This window comes from Bradyrhizobium sp., from assembly GCF_049691595.1.
Taxonomy (GTDB): Bacteria; Pseudomonadota; Alphaproteobacteria; order Rhizobiales; family Xanthobacteraceae; genus Bradyrhizobium.
In genome coordinates, this window is the sequence record NZ_JBAVNZ010000232.1 from 1 (window position 1) to 3434 (window position 3434).

The window sequence follows — 3434 nt, forward strand, 5'->3', positions numbered from 1 at the left end:
GGGCGTCCATGCGGTTCGTGCAGAAGCAAGCTCAAACGCCAAGGCGTTCTATCTTCGACGACGCTACAGGGCGACCGGCCCTCAAACGCCGGTAGGGGCCTGGCCCATCACAAAGCAACTTCTGGCCTGAAATGAAGCCCGCGAGAGCATAATTCGCTTTATGCGCTTATGGGCACGCGGCCCCGCTTTTGGCGGTCCTTTAAACCATTTGCAGCGCTTGATTTTCGCCGCGCGAGGGGCGACTTTGGCGCCCGGCTGGCGGGGCGAGCGGGACCCTCAAGGCAGGTTGTCGGGAGGATATGCGTGGCGGACCATCAGGTGCACGATTTGACGCCGGAAGACGTCGCCAAGGGGATGGCCGAGGGACGCTATCTTCTCGTCGATGTCCGCGAGCCGAATGAGGTCGCCGTGGAAGCCTATCCGGGCAGCGTCGTCGTTCCGCTCTCGGCCTTCGACCCGGCGGCGATTCCCGACCCCGAGGGAAAGCAGGTGGTGTTTGCCTGCCGCTCCGGCAAGCGCTCGGTGACGGCCTCGCTCGCGGCGCAGGCGGCGGGTCTGCCCTATGACAAGCATCTGGCAGGCGGCATTCTGGGCTGGAAGGCCGCGGGACTGCGGACCAGGGCAGGCGGCTGACATTTTGCCATGACCTCCATGAACAAGGTCTTCGCCGACCTTCCCGTCACCATCTTCGAGGCGATGTCGCAGCTGGCGCGCGACAACAACGCCATCAATCTCGGGCAGGGCTTTCCCGACGATCCCGGCCCCGAGGACATCCGGCGTGCCGCCGCGGACGCGTCCATCAACGGCTACAATCAATACCCCTCGATGATGGGCATTCCGGAATTGCGGCAGGCGATCGCTTCTCATTACGGACGTTGGCATGGGCTCACCCTCGATCCGATGACGGAAGTGATGGTGACCTCCGGCGGCACCGAGGCGCTGACCTCGGCGATCCTCGCCGTGGTGGAGCCCGGCGATGAGGTCGTGGTGTTCCAGCCGGTCTATGATTCCTATCTGCCGATCATCCGTCAGGCCGGCGGCATTCCGCGTCTGTTGCGTCTCGAACCGCCGGAATGGCGGCTGACCGAGGAGATGCTGCGCAGCGTCTTCAATCACAGGACCAAGGCGGTGCTGTTCAACAATCCGCTCAATCCGGCGGCGGTGGTCTATCCGCGCCAGGACCTCGAATTGCTGGCGCGGTTCTGCCAGGAGTTCGACACGACAGCGATCTGCGACGAGGTCTGGGAGCACGTGATCTTCGACGGCCGCGAGCATATCCCGCTGATCACCATCCCGGGCATGCGCGAGCGCACCATCAAGGTCGGCAGCGCCGGCAAGATTTTTTCGCTGACCGGCTGGAAGATCGGCTTTGTCTGCGCCGCGCCGCCGCTGCTCCGCGTCGCGGCCAAGGTGCACCAGTTTCTCACCTTTACCACCGCGCCCAATCTTCAGGCAGCGGTCGCCTATGGCCTCGGCAAGCCGGCGGAATATTTCCACGACATGCGCAAGGATCTGGCGCGGAGCCGGGACCGCCTCACCCGCGGACTGGAAAGCATCGGCTTTCCCGTGCTGAAGTCGCAAGGCACCTATTTCCTCACCGTCGATCTGTCGCCGCTCGGGCTGAACGAGACCGACGAGGCCTTCTGCAAGCGCATCGTGACCGACTACAAGGTCGCGGCCATTCCGGTGTCGGCGTTCTACGAACAGGATGCCGTGACGTCGGTGGTGCGGTTTTGTTTTGCAAAAAAGGATTCGACGCTCGACACGGCGCTGGAGCGCTTGTCGGATGCGGTGCACCGCCGAAAGAGGTGACGAGATGCGCGACCAGAACCGTCATCGCATTGGTTTCGCCGGCGCCATCGCCGCGGTTCTGTGGTTCGCGCCTGCCGCCGGCGCCGAGCAGCGCACGGTCAATTTCTACAATTGGTCGAACTATATGGCGCCTGACGTGCTGGAGGATTTCACCCGGGAGACCGGCATCAAGGTCGTCTACGACACGTTCGACGCCAATGAGACCCTGGAGACGCGGCTGCTGGCGGGAAAATCCGGCTACGATGTCGTCGTTCCGACCGGCTATTTCCTGCAGCGCCAGATCACGGCAAAAGTTTTCCTGAAGCTCGACAAGTCGAAGCTGCCGAACCTCGCCAATGCCTGGCCGGTGGTGACCGGGCAGCTTGCGACCTACGATCCCGGCAACAATTACGGCGCCAACTACATGTGGGGCACCACCGGTATCGGCTACAACGTGAAGATGGCCGAGAAGCTCCTTGGCCCCGGCGCCAAGGTCGATAGCTGGGACATCGTGTTCAAGCCGGAGAATCTCGCAAAATTCAGGGATTGCGGCATTCACATGCTGGATTCCGCCGACGACATCCTGCCGGCGGCATTGAGCTATCTCGGCATCGATCCGAACTCGATCAAACCGGCCGAGCTGGAGAAGGCCGCCGATCTCGTCATCAGGATCAGGCCCTATGTCAGAAAATTTCACTCATCGGAATATCTGGGCGCGCTGGCCTCGGGCGAAATCTGTTTCGTGGTGGGCTGGTCGGGCGATGTGATGCAGGCGCGCAGCCGCGCGGCCGAGGCCAAATCCGATGTCGAGATCGGCTACACCATCCCGAAAGAGGGCGCGCAGATGTTCTTCGACAATCTCGCGATCCCGGCGGATGCGAACAATGTCGCGGAAGCCCATGAGCTGATCAACTACCTCTACCGGCCCGAGGTCGCGGCAAAAAATTCCGATTTCCTGTCCTATGCCAACGGCAATCTGGCGAGCCAGAAGCTGATCGATCCAAAAATCCTCAACGACAAGAACATCTATCCGGATGAGGCGACGCAGAAGAAACTGTTCGTGATCATCGCGCGCGATCCCGCCACCCAGCGCATCATCAACCGGCTATGGACCAGGGTGAAGACGGGGAAGTGACCGGCAAGGTCGTTGCGAGTTTACAGGTTCGTTTGAGGAGCGCACTCAATGACATCGCCAGGTTGGGACGAAACGCTGCGATTCTGGTGTCGCGCCTCACTCAGGATTAGAGTAACATCTACCTCGAACAACAGAGTAACCGATCTATGACGGATCATCCGCGCATTGCGCTGTCGCCAGATGTCCTGGCCGGTAAGCCGGTTATCAGCGGGACCAGGCTTTCGGTAGAATTCGTGATCGGCCTCTTGGCGGACGGTTGGGCTGAGCCGGATATTCTCACGAATTACCCCGGTGTCACGCACGAGGACATTATCGCGTGTCTTGCATATGCCCGCGACGTGCTGAGTGCGGAGAAAGTCTACCCGAGCGCGGCCTGATATGCGCTTCCTGGCTGATGAGAATTTTCCCGGCGCGGCGGTGATAGCCCTCAGAGCGGCTGCCGACGTGATAATGACGCGTGACGACTGGGCCGGTCATTTCTCGGTTATCGAGCCAGGACGTGTCCGCA

General features: G+C 61.4%; 4 protein-coding genes. All 4 read left to right on the plus strand.

What is annotated here, in order from left to right; translation table 11 throughout:
- Nucleotides 1-303: 303 nt before the first annotated feature.
- On the plus strand, nucleotides 304-633 hold the full coding sequence (locus tag WCE35_RS10365) for a rhodanese-like domain-containing protein (protein ID WP_424593246.1): 330 nt from the start codon (nucleotides 304-306) through the stop codon (nucleotides 631-633).
- Nucleotides 634-642: 9 nt separating this feature from the next.
- Nucleotides 643-1812, plus strand: coding sequence for an aminotransferase (locus WCE35_RS10370; RefSeq protein WP_424593247.1), 1170 nt, complete (start codon nucleotides 643-645; stop codon nucleotides 1810-1812).
- Between the two features lie 4 nt (nucleotides 1813-1816).
- Nucleotides 1817-2926 carry a polyamine ABC transporter substrate-binding protein gene (locus WCE35_RS10375; protein ID WP_424593248.1) on the plus strand — a complete coding sequence of 370 codons (1110 nt, stop codon included), beginning with the start codon at nucleotides 1817-1819 and terminating at the stop codon, nucleotides 2924-2926.
- Between the two features lie 146 nt (nucleotides 2927-3072).
- Nucleotides 3073-3303 (plus strand): DUF433 domain-containing protein, encoded by a 231-nt coding sequence (locus tag WCE35_RS10380; RefSeq protein WP_424593249.1) that lies wholly within the window; start codon nucleotides 3073-3075, stop codon nucleotides 3301-3303.
- Nucleotides 3304-3434 lie beyond the last annotated feature (131 nt).